This is a genomic window from Mycobacterium bourgelatii (genome assembly GCF_010723575.1).
Taxonomy (GTDB): domain Bacteria; phylum Actinomycetota; class Actinomycetes; order Mycobacteriales; family Mycobacteriaceae; genus Mycobacterium; species Mycobacterium bourgelatii.
The window spans coordinates 370,665-388,333 of sequence record NZ_BLKZ01000002.1 but is presented as its reverse complement, the minus strand read 5'-3'; the positions used below and the strand labels follow the sequence as shown (position 1 = coordinate 388,333).

The following is a 17,669-nucleotide window of genomic DNA, read 5'->3' as shown; positions in this document are numbered from 1 at the left end:
CCCATGCAACTTCTTCTGGTCCGCCATGCGCTTCCCTTGCGCAGCGATCACGGCGAAGGTTCCGACCCCCATCTGTCCGATGCCGGACTGGAGCAGATCGCACGGTTACCCGAGGCGCTCGCGCGGTTTCCCATCTCTCGCGTGGTGAGCAGCCCGCAGCGGCGCGCCGTCCAGACCGCCGAACCGGTGGCGGCCGCGCGGGGGTTGACCATCGACATCGACGACCGGTTGGCCGAATACGACCGCAACCTGCCGGCCTACATCCCGGTGGAACAGATCCGTCAGGAGTTCCCCGAGGAGTGGGCAAGGATGGCCCAGGGGCACCTGCCCAGCGCGGTCGACGAGGACGCCTTTCGGGCGCGGGTGCGCGCGGCGATCGACGACCTGGTGGCGTCCGCCGGCGCCGACGAGACGGTTGCCGCGTTCAGCCACGGCGGGGTGATTAACGTGATTCTGCACGAGATTCTCGGTACGGCGCGGCTGTTGTCGTTTCCCATCGACTACGCCTCGGTGACCCGCTTGTTGTTCTCCCGTTCCGGGCAGGCGACGGTGGCGACGGTGAACTCGACCGAACATGTTTGGGATTTGCTGCCAAGGAATCAAAGGTGGTAGCTGTCAACGGTGATAGGAATATGCGGTGACCTCGACTGACCGCCTCGACGGCCTCGATCTGGCCGCACTGGACGGGTACTTGGCTTCCCTCGGCATCGAGCGCGCGGGCGAGCTTCGCGGCGAGCTGATCTCGGGTGGACGCTCCAATCTGACGTTCCGTGTTCATGACGATGCGACGAGTTGGCTGGTGCGCCGTCCGCCGCTGCACGGGCTGACGCCGTCCGCGCACGACATGGCCCGCGAGTACAAAGTCGTTGCCGCGCTACAGGACACGCCCGTCCCGGTGGCGCGCACGATCGCCCTGTGTGACGACGACGCGGTGCTGGGTGCGCCGTTTCAGATCGTCGAGTTCGTCGACGGGCAGGTGGTGCGGCGACGCGGCCAACTCGAGGCGTTCAGCCGCTCCGCCATCCACGGTTGCGTCGATGCGCTGATCCGCGTGCTGGTCGATCTGCACACCATTGATCCAAATGCCGTCGGGCTGAGCGACTTCGGTAAACCCAACGGCTATCTGGAGCGGCAGGTGCGTCGCTGGGGCTCGCAGTGGGACCTGGTGCGGTTGCCCGACGACCATCGCGACAACGACGTCGCGCGACTGCGTTCGGCACTGCAGGAAGCGATTCCGCAGCAGAGCCGGTCGGCAATCGTGCACGGGGACTACCGGATCGACAACACCATCCTGGACAAGGACGACCCGACGCTGGTTCGTGCGGTGGTCGACTGGGAGCTTTCGACGCTGGGCGACCCGCTCAGTGACGCCGCCCTGATGTGCGTGTACCGCGACCCCGCGTTGGACCTGATCGTCAACGCGCAGGCCGCCTGGACCTCGCCCCTGTTGCCGACGCCCGACGAACTCGCGGACCGCTACTCGCTGGTGTCCGGGCACTCGCTGGGCTACTGGGAATTCTACATGGCGCTGGCGTATTTCAAGCTCGCCATCATCGCCGCGGGTATCGAGTTCCGGCACCGCATGGCGGAGCAGGCGGCCGGGAGGGACGCGGAGTACGACATGGCGGCGGAAGTGGTGGCGCCACTGATCTCCCGCGGCCTCGCCGAGATGGCCAAGCCGCGCAGCTAGCCGCTCTCGCTAGCCGCTGTAGGCCCGGGCCGGCCGCTTCAGCCCGGCAGGCCGGCCGTGCCCTTGCCGCCGGTGGCGCCGAGGCTGCCCGTGGCGCCGTCGGGTGCACCGTCGGCTCCGGAACCGCCCTGGCCGCCCTGGCCGCCGCTGCCGCCGCCGCCGGCAGCGCCGCCCGCACCGGCGGTGCCATCGGTACCCGAACCCAGAGCAACGCCGGCCGCCCCGCCGTTGCCGCCGTCGCCGCCGGTACCGCCGGTGCCGCCCTGGCCACCCGTGCCCCCAGCGCCGCCTAGGCCGTTCTGGTTCACCGTCGCGTCGTATCCGACCCCGGCGGCGCCACCGTCGCCGCCGTCGCCGCCCGTAGCGCCGACTCCGCCCTTGCCGCCGGCGCCGCCCATGCCGCCGGCTCCGCCGTCGCCCGAAATCGAACCGCCGGCGCCGCCCGCGCCGCCGGCGCCGCCGCTGCCACCGGTGCCGCCGGTCGCGCCGATCCCACCGGTGCCGCCGTCGCCGCCATTGCCGCCCACCGCCGTGCCGGAGACCGCATGACCGTTCGCCCAGCCGCCGTCGCCGCCGTCGCCACCCTTGCCGCCGATGCCGCCGGTGCCGCCCTTACCACCGTCGCCACCCCTCAGCGGGCTGCCCGTGACTGGACCAAGGCTGTTGGCGGAACCGCCGTTGCCGCCGTTGCCGCCAGCGGCCCCGGCCCCGCCTTGACCGCCGTCGCCGCCGTCGCCGCCGGTGGCCGCACTGTTGCTGTTGTCCACGTGAGCCGCACCGCCGAGGCCGCCGTCACCACCGACCGCGCCGGTGCCGCCCGTGCCGCCGTCGCCGCCGTCACCGCCGAACGCCGGGGCGTTCTCGTTAGTGGTGTTGCCGAGGCCGCCCTGGCCGCCGGTGCCGCCAGGCTGGGAGGGTTGACCGTTGCTGCCGGTGCCGCCGTTGCCGCCAAAACCAGGCATGACGTTGTCGCCACCGTAGGCGCCGGGGGCCGCTGGGGGTTGGGTCTGGTTCGGGCCGGGATTGACACCGGCGGCACCCAAGGAGCCGGCTCCGCCCTTGCCGCCGGCCCCGCCGTTGCCGACGTTGCCGCCGTTCCCGCCTGCGCCCCCGGCCCCGCCGTCGCCGCCGGGTGCGGTGGCGTTGGCGCCGTCTCCACCGTTGCCGCCGTTGCCGCCACTGGTGGGGGTCTTGCCATCCGATCCGCTGATACCGGCTAGGCCGCTCGGTCCGCCGGCCGCCCCGGCCGTACCGGCGGCGCCGCCGACGCCGCGGTCCCCGCCGTTGCCGCCATTGCCGCCGTCACCGGCGGGGTTGACGCCGACCACCAGGCCGTCGCCGCCGTTGCCGCCGTTGCCACCCTTGCCGCCGTCACCGCCGTTGCCAGCGGCGCCGCCGTTGCCGTCAAAGCCCACCTTGCCGAACGTCGAGGCGCCGCCGGCGCCGCCAGCCCCGCCGTTGCCGCCCTTGCCGCCGTTGGCGCCACTGCCGCCGTTGGTGCCGTGCGAGCCATCTCCCGCGCCGAGGCCGCCGTCGATCCCGTCGCCGCCCTTGCCGCCGTCGCCGCCGTCGCCGCCGTCACCTCCGGCCCCGCCGCGCCCACCGTTGCCGCCGTCGCCGGCGAGGGATCCGGCGGCGCCGCCAGCGCCACCGGCGCCGCCGTTGCCGGCGTTCTGGCCGACGGTGCCGTTGCCGCCGGGCAAGACCGCAGTGCCTGCGGTGCCGTCGGTGCCGTCCGGGCCGTCTCCGCCGCGGCCACCGTTGCCGCCGTTGCCGCCGTTGCCGACCAGACCTCCGTCGCCGCCCTTGCCGCCGTTGCCGCCTTGCGACTGGATGGCGAAGACGCCGTTGGCGCCGTTGCCGCCGTTGCCGCCATTGCCACCGGTAATGGGGGTCGCGCCGTCCGCTCCGTTGAGCCCGTTGAGCCCGCCGGGTCCACCAGCCAGGCCGGCGATCCCCGCCGCCCCGCCGATGCCGACGTCGCCGCCCTTGCCGCCGTTGCCGCCGCCGCCTTGGCCGTTCGACGGGGTGTGGGTGATAACGCCGTCGGCGCCGTGGCCGCCGTTGCCCGCTTTGCCGCCGTTACCGCCGCTACCGGCGAAGCCGCCGTTACCCGCGAGGCCCACGGTGCCGTTGGTCGCTGTGCCGCCGGCACCGCCGTTGCCGCCGTTGCCGCCGGCCCCGCCAGCTCCGCCGTGACCGCCCTGGCCGCCGTCCCCGACGTTGATGCCGGTGACCACGCCGTCGGCGCCGTTGACGCCGTCACCGCCCTTGCCGCCGTTGGCGCCATGGCCGCCGGCGCCGCCGGCGCCACCATTGCCGGAAGTGCTACCGCCCGCTCCACCGGCGCCGCCGGTGCCGCCGTGACCTCCGGCCATGCCGGCTCCGCCGTTTTCGCCCGGGTCGACGCCATCCGCGCCGGCCGCGCCCGCGGCGCCGTGGCCGCCGCGACCGCCAGCGCCGCCGTTGCCGACGGCCCCGGCGTTGCCGCCGGCACCGCCGTTGCCGCCACTGCCGCCGGGCGTCGTGGCGTCCGCACCGTCGCCGCCTCTACCGCCGTCGCCACCGATGACAGGAGTGTTGCCGGCCTTGCCGTTGGCGCCGTCCGACCCGCTGGCTCCGCCGGCGAGCCCACCCTTGCCGGCCGCACCGCCGGCGCCGGGGTCGCCGCCGATCCCTCCGGCCCCGCCGCTGCCGGCAACACCGGCGACCACCGCGCCGTTGCCACCGGCGCCACCGTCGCCGGCTACCCCGCCGGCGCCACCGTTGCCTGCCTGACCACCGTTGCCGTCCTTGCCCGCAGCGCCATGTGTTGACGTGCCGCCGGCACCACCCTGACCGCCGTTGCCGGCAGCCCCGCCGGCCCCGCCGTGGCCGCCGGCCTGGCCGGCGGTTCCGTTGCCGTTGCCGTCGGTCACGCCCGCGTTTCCGTTGGCGCCCGCCCCGCCGGCGCCACCGTCGGCGCCCTTGCCGCCCTGGCCGCCGGCTCCGCCGTCGCCGGCCTTCGATCCGCCGGCGCCGCCGGCGCCACCGGCCCCGCCATTGCCGCCGGTCTGGCCGGCTGTACCGCTATCGCCGGGGTTCGTCGCGTCGATGCCGGCCTTTCCGATGAACCCGTTGCCACCGGACCCGCCGGCGCCGCCGTTGCCGACGTTGCCGCCATTGCCGCCGGCCCCGCCGTTACCGCCGCTTGCGCCGAAGCTGTCGCCGCTGGCCCCGTCGCCGCCGATGCCGCCGTCGCCGCCGCTGGTGGGCGTGAAGCCGGCCTTCCCGTCGGCGCCCGCGGCTCCGCTGGGACCACCTGCGAGCCCGCCGGTTCCGGCCGCACCGCCATCGCCCACGTCGCCGCCGTTGCCGCCGGCACCGCCGTTGCCCGCCACGCCGCCGACCACCGCGCCATTGCCACCGGCACCGCCGTCGCCGGCCGCGCCACCGGCGCCGCCGCTACCGGCCTTGCCGCCGTCGCCGTCTTCGCCGACCAGGCCGTGCGCCGAGGCGCCGCCGAGCCCGCCGGCCCCACCATTGCCGCCGGCGCCGCCCGCGCCGCCATTGCCGCCCGCCTGCCCGGCTGTGCCGTTACCGGCGCCGTCGGTGACGCCGGCGTCGCCGTTGGCCCCGGCCCCGCCGGCGCCGCCGTCGCCACCCAGGCCGCCCTTGCCGCCGGCACCGCCATGACCGGCGTCCTTACCGCCGGCGCCGCCCGCGCCGCCCACGCCGCCGTGACCGCCGGCCTGGCCCGCGGTACCGGACGCCCCGGGTGTGGTGGCGTCAATGCCGGCGGTTCCGGCCGCGCCGTTGCCGCCGTTCCCGCCCGCTCCACCGTTGCCGACGGATCCGCCGGCACCACCCAAGCCGCCATCGCCGCCGTTGGTTCCCGCCACGATGGCGTCACCGCCGTTGCCGCCGGCACCGCCGTTGCCGCCGCTGGTGGGCGCTTTGCCGGCCGCGCCGTTAAGACCGTCGTTTGCACCGGTCCCGCCCGCTTGGCCGCCGACTCCTGCCGCTCCGCCCGCACCTGCGTCGCCGCCGGCGCCGCCCCAGCCGCCGTGGAACCCTTGAGTGGGACCTGCCAGTCCGTTGCTCCCGGCTCCGCCGTCGCCGCCGACCCCGCCGGCACCTCCGTTACCCGCGTTGCCACCGTTGGCGTCGGCGCCCACGATGCCGTTCGTCGACGCACCACCGGCTCCGCCGGCGCCACCATTGCCGCCGGCTCCACCGGCCCCGCCGTGGCCGCCTGACCCGCCGTTGGTGCCAATGCCGCCCCCGGTGGTGCTGCCCTGGCCGCCGTTGCCGCCGTCCCCGCCGTCGCCGCCGTCCCCGCCGCGACCGCCGATCCCACCGGCGCCGCCATTGCCGGACTTGGACCCACCGGCTCCACCGGCGCCGCCGGCACCGCCGTGACCGCCGGCCTGACCCGCCTCGCCGTTACCGCCCGAGCCACCGGCGGTAAACGGGGTAACGGTGCCTCCGGCGCCGTCGGCACCCGCAGCGCCCGCCGCACCGTCGCCGCCGGCCCCGCCGGCACCGCCGTTGCCCACCGACCCGCCGTTGCCGCCCGCCCCGCCGGCGCCGCCGCTGACACCGGCGGTGACACCGTGCGCACCATCGCCGCCGTCGCCACCATTGCCGCCACTGTCGGGCGTGAAGCCGACCTTCCCGTTGGCGCCATCGGTTCCGCTGGCCCCGCCGGCGAGGCCGCCGATCCCGGCCGCTCCGCCGTTGCCCGGGTTGCCGCCGTTGCCACCGGCCCCGCCGAAGCCGGCGATTCCGAGGACCTCGGCACCGTTGCCGCCCGCCCCGCCGTCGCCGGGCGCCCCGCCGGCACCGCCGCTACCGGCGTTCCCGCCGTTGCCGTCCGTGCCCACCGTGCCGTGCGTTGAGTCGCCACCGGCGCCACCGGCACCGCCGTGGCCGCCGGCCCCACCATCGCCGCCCTGTCCGCCGGCCTGGCCGACGGTGCCGTTGCCGTTGACATCGGTGACACCTGCGGCGCCGTGCGCACCGGCACCGCCGGCGCCACCGTCGGCGCCCAAACCGCCGGCGCCGCCGGCGCCGCCGTCACCGGCCTTCGATCCGCCTGCTCCGCCTGCTCCGCCGGCCCCGCCGTGCCCGCCGGCCTGGCCGGCCTTGCCGTCTTCGCCGGGGTCGACGCCGCTGGCGCCGACCTTGCCGACCGCGCCGTTACCGCCGTTGCCCCCATTGCCGCCGTTGCCGACCGATCCGCCATTGCCTCCGGCGCCGCCGGCCCCGCCGCTGACACCTGCGGTGACGGCGTGCGCGCCGTGGCCGCCCTGGCCACCGTTGCCGCCGCTGGTAGGCGTGTAGCCGACCACTCCGTTGGCGCCATCGGTTCCGGTGGCCCCACCGGCGAGACCGCCGACCCCGGCCGCGCCGCCGTTGCCCGGGTTGCCACCGTTGCCGCCGAATCCGCCGAAGCCGGCCAGCCCGCCGACCTCGGCACCGTTACCGCCGGCACCGCCGTCGCCCGGAGCGCCACCGGCGCCGCCGTTACCGGCGTTGCCGCCGTTGCCGTCGAGGCCCACCGCGCCGTGGGTCGACGCACCTCCCGTGCCGCCGGCCCCGCCGTGACCCCCGGCTCCGCCGTCGCCGCCGTTGCCGCCCTTCTGGCCGCCGGTGCCGTTGCCGTCGACGTCGGTGATCCCCGCCTCGCCGTGGGCACCGGCCCCGCCCGCGCCGCCGTCGGCTCCCGTGCCGCCGTGCCCGCCGGCCCCGCCGTCACCGGCCTCCGACCCGCCCGCGCCGCCGGCCCCGCCGGCACCACCGGAACCACCGACTTGGCCTATCTTGCCGTCTTCGCCGGGGTCGACACCGCTGGCGCCGGCCGCGCCGGCGGCGCCGTTGCCGCCGTTGCCGCCCGCGCCGCCGTTACCGACCGCACCGCCGTTGCCGCCGGCGCCGCCGGCGCCACCGCTGACGCCGGGGCTGACGCCGCTGGCGCCGTGGCCGCCCTGGCCGCCGTTACCGCCGCTGGTGACGGTGTTGCCGACGGCTCCGTTGGCGCCGTCAATGCCAGTGGGTCCACCCGCGATGCCGCCCATTCCACCGGCGCCACCAGCACCGGGGTCACCGCCCTTACCGCCGGCCCCGCCGTACCCGGCCACCCCATTGACCTCAGCGCCAGTACCGCCGGCCCCGCCGTCGGCGGGAGTTCCGCCGTCGCCACCGGCGCCCCCGCTGCCGCCGTTACCGACCTTGCCCGCGCCGCCGAACTGCCCGCCGGTGCCAGCCGCCCCGCCGTGCCCGCCTGCCCCGCCGATTCCGCCGGCTCCGCCGCTACCACCGGCCTGGCCGGGAGTGCCGTTGCCGTTGACGTCGGTCACCCCGGCTTCGCCGTGCGCACCCGCGCCACCGGCTCCACCGGCCCCGCCCAAGCCGCCGGCCCCACCGGATCCGCCCGTGCCGAACCACGGCGATGCGGCTCCGCCGCGACCGCCGTTGCCGCCGGCGCCGCCGGCCCCGCCTGCCTCGCCGTCGCCGCCGGACACCGTCGCGTCGGCGCCTATCGAGCCGGCCGCGCCGTTGCCGCCGACCCCACCGAAGCCGCCGTTGCCGTAGATGAGTCCGCCGTTGCCGCCGGCCCCGCCGTGACCGCCAGCGTCGCCGGGTTCGACGCCGAACCCGCCCGCGCCGCCGGCGCCGCCGAAGCCGATCACCCCGGCATGGCCGCCTTGACCACCGTTGCCGCCGAACTCACCGTTGCCGCCGGCGCCACCCATGCCCAGGAAGCCCGAGTTGCCACCGGCGCCGCCGTCGGCACCGTTGCCGCCGTTGCCGCCGCTGCCCAAGAAGAACCCGGAGTCGCCACCACGACCGCCGGCCCCGCCGGCCTCTCCCGTGCCGCCCGCGCCGCCGTTGCCGATGAACCACGTGTGGCCGCCGGCGCCGCCGCCGTTGCCGCGGCCGCCCGCGCCGCCGAGGCCGGCGAGCCAGCCGCCGGTACCGCCGTCGCCGCCGGATCCGATGGCGCTGCCGTTGCCGCCCGCTCCGCCGTTGCCGAACAACCCGGCATCGCCACCGGCCCCGCCGCCGACGGCGGCGCTGCCGCCGTTACCGGCGTTTCCGATCACGAAGCCGCCGTTGCCGCCGCGCCCGCCGGGCCCGCCGGTCCCGCCGTCGCCGCCGGCCCCGCCGAAGCCGAACAGCCCGGTGTCGCCGCCGCGACCGCCACCGCCGTCGCCGCTGCCACCCCAGCCACCGATGCCGCCCAGCAGCCCGCCCTTGCCGCCGTTGCCGCCGACGCCGCTGCCCACGCTGTTGCCGCCGTGTCCGCCGTTGCCCACCAAACCGGCGTTGCCGCCGTGACCGCCGCCGTTGCCGGTGCCGCCGAAGCCGGGGCCGCCGTAGATCAGCCCGGCGTTGCCGCCATTGCCGCCAGGACCGCCGAGCCCGCCGTTGCCGCCGTTGCCGCCGAAGCCGATCAGCCAGGCGGTGCCGCCATGGCCGCCGCCGACGGCGCTACTGCCGCCCGCGCCGCCGTTGCCGGCCAGGAACCCTCCGACGCCGCCGTTAGCGCCGGGTCCGGTCGTTCCGCCGTTGCCCCCGGCCCCGCCGTTGCCCAGCAACCAGGCGTTGCCACCGGCGCCGCCGCCGGCGTCGGCACTGCCGCCGTTGCCGGCGAAACCGCCCAAAAATCCTGCGTTGCCGCCCGCACCGCCGGGCCCGCTGGTGCCGCCGTTTCCGCCGAAGCCGCCATTGCCAAACAGGTAACCGCCGTTGGCGCCGGCGCCGCCGCCGAGGTCGCCGCTGCCGCCGCTGCCGCCGCTGCCGATCAGGTATCCGGCGTCGCCGCCGCGGCCGCCGGGCCCGTTACCGCCGTTACCGCCGGCGCCGCCGTCCCCGAACAGCCAGGCCCTGCCGCCGGTCCCGCCGCCGCCGTCACCGCTACCGCCCGCGCCGCCATTGCCAAACAGGAATCCACCGTTGCCGCCGGCATTGCCAACTCCACCGCCCGCGCCGCCCGCGCCCCCGGCTCCGCCGAAGCCGAACAGCCCCGTGCCGGCGCCCAATCCACCTGTAGCGCCCGCTCCACCAGGGCCGCCCGCCCCGCCGTTGCCCAAAATCCAGCCGCCCCGGCCGCCGTTCCCACCGACCTGTCCAGCGGCGCCGGCGCCGCCGGCTCCACCGTTGCCGAACAACCCCGCGTCCCCACCCGCCCCACCAGGAGCGTTGACCGAAGCCCCGCTGCCCCCGGCGCCGCCGTTGCCTAGCAGAAAACCGCCAGGTCCGCCACTCTGACCAGGTGCGCCGTCGGCACCATTGCCGATGAGGGGGCGCCCGAACAGGATCTGGGTTGGCGCGTTGATCAGGTCGAGCAGGGGCTGCAGAGGACCGACGTTGATGGCCTCGGCGGTGGCGTAGGACGCCGCCCCTGCGTTCAGTACCTGCAGGAACCGGACATGGTAGGCGGCGGCCTCAGCGCTGACGGCCTGGTAGCTCTGGGCATGTGCGCCGAAAAGTGCTGCGATGCTTGCGGATACCTCGTCCGCAGCCGCTGCCGCCAAGCTCGTCGTAGGTCCCACCGCGGCCGCATTTGCCGCCGTGAGAGCCGAAGCGAGGCTCGTCAGATCCGAGGCTGCCGACACGAGTGCCTCAGGAGCTGCGATCACAAATGACATGGCTCTACCCCGCTTCTTGTCGTCGACTCGTCGTGTCGGGAGAGACCTAGATGCTATTGAGCACGTGTGGCACACCACAGAAGCGAGACCTAGACGAAATGCAACCGTTATCGAATAGTTATCTCATCCGGACATCATCACGGGTCGCGTCAAATGCGTGGGCTTTTTTGCGGGTTTGATCAATATTTGAACATCGGGAAAAGACCGGGCCGGCTGGTGTAGTCGACGGGCCTGGGCGATGCCGACCAGGCAGTCGCCGCGGCGCAGCTTTAGGCCGTTGACCAGCGACTATGCTGTCCGCACGTCACCACGGCGCCACCATCGGTGCTCAAGCTGGGCTGGACCAACACGCATTTTGTGAACCCCACGGTTTCGTTTCCGGTAGAAACAAAATTGCACAGCTGGACGCGTAACTTTACTGGACATCGAGGGCGGAATCGTCTGCGTGTTAGACACGAATATGGCTTCGCAAATAACGTTTCGATAACGATCACCTAACGATTTGGTAGAAGCCCAAGCTCGTCTCGTCATCTCCGTATCCTGAGTCTTCCGTTGGGCCAGTCTTGTCGACTATTGGTTGGATCTCGGCTCTGCCGACGGTCCGCGGGTTTGATCCGAGTCAACCTGAGAGAGGGTGCGATGAATTTTTCAGTGTTGCCACCCGAGATCAACTCGGCGCGGATCTTTGCGGGTGAGGGGCCTGCGCCAATGTTGGCGGCGGCCGCGGCGTGGGACGGTCTAGCAGCCGAATTAGCTGCGGCCGCAGAGTCATTTGGTTCCGTGACGGCGGGACTCGCGGGCGGCCCATGGCAGGGCCCCGCTTCGTCGGCGATGGCAGCAGCGGCCGCTCCGTACGCGGGTTGGTTGAGCGCCGCGGGGACGCAAGCGGCCGAGGCCGGCGCTCAAGCGCGGGTGCTGGCGGCCGCCTTCGAAGCGACCATGGCGGCGATCGTGCATCCGGCAGCCGTCGCGGCCAACCGGTCCGAGCTGGTATCGCTCGTGCTGTCGAACCTGTTCGGATTCAACGCGCCGGCAATCGCGGCGACCGAGGCCAGCTACGAGGCGATGTGGGCACAGGATGTGGCCGCGATGATCGGCTACCACGTCGAGGCTTCCACCGCCGCCGCCGCGCTGAAACCATTTACGCAACTGCTGCAAAATCCTTCGGCATTGCTAAGTCAGGTGATCAGCGCGAGCCTGAGCAATTCTGTGGCCAGTGGTGTAGCGGCCGCGGCGACGGAAACGAAAACGCTCGCCGTCAACCTGGGATTAGGAAACTTAGGTAGCTTAAATATCGGCAATGGAAACGTCGGTAGCCTCAATGTCGGCAGCGGCAATTTCGGTAGCTTCAACATCCTGGGCTTCGGCAACCTGGGTGACAGCAACTTCGGCTTCGGAAACGTCGGCAACAACAACTTCGGCTTCGGCAACGTCGGCAACAACAACTTCGGTTTCGGCAACATCGGCGCCGGCTTGACGCCGGGCAACTTCAACATCGGCTGGGGCAACACCGGCAACAACAACATCGGGATCGGCAACACCGGCGACAACAACTTCGGCTTCGGCAACACCGGCAATGGCAACCAGGGTTTCGGCCTCACCGGTGACAACAACTTCGGCTTCGGCAGCCTCAACTCCGGCACCGGCAATGTCGGCCTGTTCAACTCCGGCACCGGCAACTGGGGCATCGGCAATTCGGGCACCAACAACACCGGCATCGGCAACACCGGTACCGCAAATACCGGTATCGGCAACTCCGGCATCGCCAACACCGGCTTCGCCAACTACGGCAATTACAACTCGGGCAGCTTCAACGTCGGCAACCTGAACACCGGCGACTTCAACATCGGCAACTCCAACACCGGTTGGACCAATACCGGCGACTCAAACACCGGTATTGGCAACACCGGCGATCTCAACACTGGCGCGTACCTCCAAGGCAACTACAGCACCGGGGTGTTCTGGCAGGCGGACTATCAGAGCCTGGCGCTCAATTACACCTCAGGCATTCCCCCCGTACCGCTGAACATCGGTGGCACCGTCGGCCCAATCGTCGTGTCGCCCATTAACATTTCCCCATTCCCGCTGGGTCTCGACGGCATTGTTGGTCCGATCGTTGTTCAGCCGATCACCATTCCGTCATTCCCGCTGGGCATCGACGGCGCCATCGGCCCGATCGTGATCGCGCCGATCGAGATTCTGCCGTTCCCGCTGGACCTCACCGGCGCCATCGGTCCGATCGTCGTTTCGCCGATCACGATTCCCACCTTCCCGCTGTCGCTGACCGGCATCATTGGTCCGCTGCGCATCCCGCCGATCGAAATCATCCCATTCCCTTTGACGTTGGGCGGCGCCGTCGGCCCGATCGTGATCGCGCCGATCGAGATTCTGCCGTTCCCGCTGGACCTAACCGGCGCCGTCGGACCGATCGTTGTTCCGCCGATCCACATCCCCGCAATCCCGTTGGGCATCAACGGCGATATCGGGCCCATTGGCATTGCGCCGATCGAGATCATCCCGTTCCCGTTGGAATTGGGCGGTACCGTCGGTCCGCTGGTCATCGCACCAATCAGCCTGCTGCCGTTCCCGCTGGAACTGGGTGGCACGATCGGCGGCATTACCATCCCGCCGATCAATATCACCGAATTCCCCTTGGGTATCGGCGGCACCGTAGGCGGATTCACCATTCCGTCCATCCATATCCAGGAAATCCCGCTGAGCATCAATGGCGCCATCGGCCCCTTCACGATTCCGCAGATCGACATTCCGGGATTCACCATTGGGCCCATCAATGCCACCATCGGCGACATCGATGTCCCGGGAATTCATATCAACGGCTTTGACATCACCGCCGGTCCCATCGTGGTGAATCCGATCGGTGTGAACATCAATATTGTTGGCAGCATCGGCCAACTTGGGCTGAGGGGGCAGATTCCCCGATTCGACATCATGTTGGGCGACATACTCTACGTCGTCGACATAGAGCATGGGTACCTCGGCCCAATCAACCTCGGCAATATCGATATTCGCCAAATGGTGCCATTGGAGCTCAGTATCACTGGCTCCACTCAGGCTATCAACATGCCGTTGTTCACCATTGGCGTTCCTAATATCAGCATCGATCCGTTCACCATTGAAGCCTTCAACCTGAGCAACCTTGAAGGCAGCATCGGACCGATTCATATCGATCCGATCAATTTCCCGGTGTTGACCCTGAATCTGACGGGATCTGTTGGTCCCATAGTCACCCCGCCCATCCACATTCCAGTCATCCCACTGAATCTCGGCGGCGCCATCGGCCCGATCATCACCCCGCCCATCAGTATTGCGCCGATAGACCTAGGAATCGGCGGCAGCATCGGGCCGATTGTGACGCCCCCCATCACCATCGGCGGCTTCCCATTGGGAATCAGCGGCACGATCGGGCCGATTGTGACGCCGCCCATCAATATTCTTCCGTTGCCGTTGAGTCTGGGCGGCACGCTTGGCCCGATTGTCACCCCGGAGATCACCATCGGTGCGCTCCCCTTGGGGGTAGGCGCCACGATCGGCCCGATCGTCACTCCGCCCATCACCATTGGCGCGCTTCCCTTAGAGGTCGGCGCAACCATCGGGCCGATCGTGACCCCGCCGATCGATATCATCCCGTTCGGCATTGAGGTCGGCGGCGACATCGGCCCGATCGTCACCCCGACGATCACCCTTAACCCGATCCCATTGGGCCTGCTCGGCAGCATCGGACCGATCAGCACCCCGGAAATCCGTATTGGCCCGTTCCCGTTGTCGCTGAACGGCCTTGTTGGTCCGATATCCACACCGGAGATCACCATCGGCGGCTTCCCGCTGACCCTTGGGGGCCTGGTCGGTCCGATCGTCACCTCGGAGATCGTCATTCCGATATTGCCGTTGGACCTCACCGGCAGTGTCGGCCCGATCGTCATCCCGCTCAACTTCCCGATGGCACCGGGCGTGGGCAACACCACGGTGGCGCCGTCGTCCGGCTTCTTCAACACCGGGGCCGGCGGCGGTTCGGGCTTCGGAAACACCGGTGCAGGCAGTTCGGGCTTCTGGAACGTCTCGGTGGGCGAGGGGCTCTCCGGCTTCAGGAACTTCGGTCAGCTGGTGTCGGGTGCGCTCAACCTCGGCAACACCATCTCCGGCTGGGGCAACATGAGCGCGCTCGGCCCCGCTCTGCCGGCGCTCACCTCGGGCTTCAACAACATCGGCAGCGAACTGTCGGGCTTGCTCTACCTGGGCACCGGATCTGCGGACCCGACGCTGCGGATCAACTTGGGCCTGGGCAACTTGGGTGGCCTCAATATCGGCAACGGCAACGTCGGCGGCGGCAATATCGGCAGCGGAAATCTCGGCAACTTCAACATCCTGGGCTTTGGCAACCTGGGTGACAGCAACTTCGGCTTCGGCAACGTCGGCGACAACAACTTCGGCTTCGGCAACTTCGGCAGCAACAACTTCGGTTTTGGCAATGTCGGCGCCGATTTCACGCCGGGCAACTTCAACATCGGCTGGGGCAACACCGGCAACAACAACATCGGCATCGGCAACACCGGCGACAACAACTTCGGCTTCGGCAACACCGGCAATGGCAACCAGGGATTCGGACTCACCGGCGACAACAACTTCGGATTCGGCAGCCTGAATTCCGGCACCGGCAATGTCGGCCTGTTCAACTCCGGCACCGGTAACTGGGGCATCGGCAACTCGGGCAATTACAACACCGGCATCGGCAACACCGGCACCGCAAATACCGGTATCGGGAACTCTGGTATCGCCAACACCGGCTTCGCCAACTTCGGCAACTACAACTCGGGCAGTTTCAATGTCGGCAACCTGAACACCGGCGACTTCAACATCGGCAACTCCAACACCGGTTGGTCCAACACCGGCGACTCAAACACCGGTATCGCCAACACCGGCGATGTCAACACCGGCGCCTTCATCCAGGGCAACTTCAGCACCGGGATGTTCTGGTCGGGCGATTACCAGACCCTGTCGCTGAATTACACCTCAGGCCTGCCTGCAATCCCGCTGGAATTGGGCGGCGGGTTGGGCCCCATCGTGGTTCCGCCCATCACCGTTGCCGGTATCTCCTTGGACCTCAGCGGCCTCATCGGTCCGATCGTGGTGCCGCCGATCACCATTCCGTCGATCCCGCTGGGGCTCGACGGTGGTATCGGCCCGATCGTGGTGCCGCCGATCGAGATTCTGCCGTTCCCGCTGGACCTCACCGGTGCGGTCGGGCCGATCGTGGTTCCGCCGATCAATATCCCCGCCTTGCCGCTGTCCCTGTTCGGCAGAATCGGTCCGTTGGTCGTCGCCCCCATCGAAATTCTGCCGTTCCAATTGGGTTTGGGCGGCGGTATCGGCCCGATCGTGGTGCCGCCTATCGAAATTCTTCCGTTCCCGTTGGACATCACCGGCGGGATCGGGCCGATTGTGGTGGCGCCGATTCACATTCCCGCATTCCCGCTGGGCATCAACGGCACCGTCGGGCCCATCGGCATCCCGCCGATCGAGATCGTCCCGTTCCCGTTGGCCCTCAACGGAACTGTCGGCCCGCTGGTTATCGCACCAATCAACATCCTGCCGTTCCCGCTGGAACTGGGTGGCACCGTCGGCGGCATCAACATCGCACCGATCAATATCACCGAGTTCCCGTTAGGGGTGGGTGGCACCGTAGGCGGGTTCACCATTGCGCCCATCAAGATTCCCGACTTCCCGCTGACCCTCAGCGCCGCCCTCGCTCCCTTCACGATTCCGTCGATCAACATTCCCGCGTTCACGATCGGCCCCATCGATGCCAGCATCGGCCCCATCGAAATTCCGGCGCTCGAGATCAACGGCTTCGACATCAGCGTGGGTCCCATCAATATCGATCAGATCGGACTCGCCCTCCTGGTGCAAGGTGGCATCGGCCAAATCGGACTGGCCGGGTCAATTCCCCGGTTCCCCTTGAACTTGGGCGTGGTAGAAATTGATTTGGGGCTGTTCAGCATACCCATCATCGATTTTGGTGAGGGCTATGTGGACCCCATCAATCTGAACAATATTTCTATTGTTCAAGAATCGCCGATAAGCCTCACCGTCCTCGGCAATTTATTGCCGGCGGGTATCCAAGAATTCGGCCTCAGCGTCCCGCCTATCAGGACTCAGGCGTTCACCATCCCCGCGTTCGGCCTGAACGACCTGCAGGGCACCATCGGTCCGATTCACACCGAGCCGATCAACGTGCCGCCAATCCCGCTAAACCTGGTGGGCTTCGTCGGCCCGGTCGTCACCCCGCCGATCCACATTCCGGTCATCCCGCTGGATCTCGGCGGCGCCGTCGGCCCGATCATCACCCCGCCCATCAATATTCCGGCGTTCCCGTTGGGCATCGGCGGCACGATCGGCCCGATTGTCACCCCGCCGATCACCATTGGCGCTTTCCCGTTGGGGATCAGCGGAACTATTGGCCCGATCGTCACGTCGCCCATCAGCCTTCTGCCGTTCCCCTTGGCCCTGGGCGGCACTGTCGGGCCGATCGTCACCCCGGAAATCACCATCGGCGCGCTCCCGTTAGGCCTGGGCGGATCTATTGGTCCGATCGTCACCCCGCCCATCAACATCGGCGCGCTCCCCTTGGCGCTCGAGGGCTCCATCGGCCCGATCGTGACCCCGCCAATCGAGATTCTTCCGTTCGGACTGGACCTGAGCGGCGGGATTGGCCCGATCATCACCGAGCCGATCATCATCAACCCGTTCCCGTTGGGTGTCGGAGCCACCATCGGTCCGCTCTCCACCCCAGAAATCGTCATCGGTCCGCTGCCGGTGTCGCTGGGCGGCCTGCTGGGTCCGATCTCCACCCCGGTGATCACCGTCGGCGGGATCCCGCTGACCCTCGGGGGGACGCTCGGTCCGATCGTCACTCCGGAGATCGTCATTCCGATTCTGCCGTTGGACCTCACCGGCAGCCTCGGCCCGATCGTCATCCCGCTCAACTTCCCGATGGCGCCAGGCGTGGGCAACACCACCGTGGCGCCGTCGTCCGGGTTCTTCAACACCGGGGCCGGTGGCGGGTCGGGCTTCGGGAACACCGGCGCGGGCAGTTCGGGCTTCTGGAACGTCTCGGTGGGCGAGGGGCTGTCCGGCTTCAGGAACTTCGGTCAGCTGGTGTCGGGTGCGTTGAACCTCGGCAACACCATCTCCGGTTGGTACAACATGAGCGGGCTGGATCCGATTCTGCCGGCGCTCAACTCGGGCATCGCGAACATCGGCAGCAAGCTGTCCGGCTTCCTCTACATGGGCGTAGGTCCGTAACGGTCCGTGTCGTAGGCGTCAGG

4 protein-coding genes are annotated in these 17,669 nt (G+C 70.3%); 3 read left to right on the top strand and 1 reads right to left on the bottom strand.

The genetic code is table 11. The annotated features are described in order from the left end of the window. The first annotated feature begins 3 nt into the window (after window positions 1–3). A complete protein-coding gene (locus G6N68_RS26840) occupies window positions 4–612 on the top strand; it encodes a histidine phosphatase family protein (protein WP_163719217.1) in 609 nt (202 codons plus the stop codon). Between the two features lie 25 nt (window positions 613–637). Further along, on the top strand, window positions 638–1,690 hold the full coding sequence (locus G6N68_RS26835; RefSeq protein ID WP_163719216.1) for a phosphotransferase family protein: 1,053 nt from the start codon (window positions 638–640) through the stop codon (window positions 1,688–1,690). Between the two features lie 38 nt (window positions 1,691–1,728). On the opposite strand, the gene G6N68_RS31685 is transcribed toward G6N68_RS26835, so the two are convergent. Next, window positions 1,729–10,326 carry a PE family protein gene (locus G6N68_RS31685; RefSeq protein WP_163719215.1) on the bottom strand — a complete coding sequence of 2,866 codons (8,598 nt, stop codon included), beginning with the start codon at window positions 10,324–10,326 and terminating at the stop codon, window positions 1,729–1,731. A gap of 639 nt (window positions 10,327–10,965) precedes the next feature. On the opposite strand from G6N68_RS31685, the gene G6N68_RS26825 reads away from it, so the two are divergent. Beyond that, the gene (locus G6N68_RS26825; RefSeq protein ID WP_163719214.1) at window positions 10,966–17,646 is read left to right on the top strand and encodes a PPE family protein; all 6,681 of its coding nucleotides are present in this window, start codon (window positions 10,966–10,968) and stop codon (window positions 17,644–17,646) included. Window positions 17,647–17,669: the final 23 nt, after the last annotated feature.

Excerpts from the sequence above, each read along its gene's own strand:
- G6N68_RS26840 (WP_163719217.1), top strand. The coding sequence starts at position 4 with ATGCAACTTCTTCTGGTCCGCCATGCGCTTCCCTTGCGCAGCGATCAC.
- G6N68_RS31685 (WP_163719215.1), bottom strand. The coding sequence starts at position 10,326 with ATGTCATTTGTGATCGCAGCTCCTGAGGCACTCGTGTCGGCAGCCTCG.
- G6N68_RS26825 (WP_163719214.1), top strand. The coding sequence starts at position 10,966 with ATGAATTTTTCAGTGTTGCCACCCGAGATCAACTCGGCGCGGATCTTT.